Source organism: uncultured Vibrio sp. (genome assembly GCF_947488985.1).
Lineage (GTDB): Bacteria > Pseudomonadota > Gammaproteobacteria > Enterobacterales > Vibrionaceae > Vibrio.
On the sequence record NZ_CANLBV010000222.1, the window covers coordinates 1 to 1,294 of the forward strand.

A 1,294-nucleotide genomic window follows, 5' to 3' on the forward strand; every position below is an offset into this window, starting at 1 on the left:
GTCTATCGGATTTTTACATGTTGGTAGGATCATTCAACTGATCTGCCGATTATTGTCTTAACTGATCGGCATTAGAGTGGGTGCTCTCCTTTTTTGTATCCGATGATTACTATCGTTGTTGGGTCACACAAACAGGCGCATCTAGCGCTAACGAGTAGCCTGTGTAAACCAGAGATCCATCCTCAATATTTCGTTTAAATGAGGTTATGTTATTGGAGTGTTGGTTTGCGGCGATAAGCCATTGTCCGCAGTCGGTAATATGAAAATCACGAGGGAAATTCCCTTCAGTGCTAGAGCTATCAATAAAAATTGGCATTTTCGTGGTAGCTTCAATTCTGAAACGACTGATCCTTGACTGGTGTCGGCAAGACACGTAGAGGAATTGTTCATCCGGTGATAGTTTTATTGCAGCCGTTGCTTCGCCTTTCTCTATATTGGGAAGGGCATCTATTTCCTCCACAATGCCCCATATACCTAAAACCTTTTCCAACATAAGTATCGTTTCAGAGAGCTCACAGATCACATAGGCCTTATCTTCAGCCTTGTTGAAGATTAAATGGCGAGGTCCACTGCCAGCAGGAGCTTTTATGGATTGCATTGGTTCGTCTAGAAACTCTTCCTGTTCTTCATCAAAGCAGTAAAAGTTGATTCTATCGGCGCCAAGATCGACGGTGACAAATTGTGGTGAGTTTTGTAAGAACAGACACTGATGGGCATGTGGTCCTGTTTGTCGTTCTTTGTTTGGACCAGAACCGACCATTTTGATTGTTTTGAGTCGTTTGTCGATATTGCCGTTGATACTTAAACTGAAGATATCGAATGTGCCTGATGAATATTGCGACGTAATAGCAAACCTATGGCTAGGATCGATCGTGATATGGCAAGGATGATCGCCAGAGATAGCTCCGGAGTTATTAGCGGTCTTTGAGCTAGCGTTAGCGATATGAATCAACTGTGGCTGTTTGAGTTGGTCAACTTCAGAAGCTGTGTAGATGCCGAGTTGTGTCGCTACGACAAAAGATGGATTGGTACAATCTGCAACGAGTTCTAACGGTAATAGCTTTCCACTATCCAAATCTAATTGAGTCTGATAAACGCCTTGGCTTTTACTCGGAGTCTCTGTGTAGCAACTAATTGTTAAAGGTAGGGTTTTCATAGGCAGTCATACTCAATTAGAAAATGGAGCCGACATTGTCTTATAAAAAAGTCATGAAGTGATACCAATTTGATTAAATTTCTGATCTAATAGTAACTCTGCTCGGAGGTACTATATGGACATTAATTTCCCTCAACT

1 protein-coding gene is annotated in these 1,294 nt (G+C 41.9%); it reads right to left on the reverse strand.

Annotation, left to right across the window (positions count from 1 at the left end):
- Positions 1-109: 109 nt before the first annotated feature.
- Positions 110-1,156, reverse strand: coding sequence for a lactonase family protein (locus Q1A70_RS19950; RefSeq protein WP_299695768.1), 1,047 nt, complete (start codon positions 1,154-1,156; stop codon positions 110-112).
- Positions 1,157-1,294: the final 138 nt, after the last annotated feature.

Excerpts from the sequence above, each read along its gene's own strand:
- Q1A70_RS19950 (WP_299695768.1), bottom strand. The coding sequence starts at position 1,156 with ATGAAAACCCTACCTTTAACAATTAGTTGCTACACAGAGACTCCGAGT.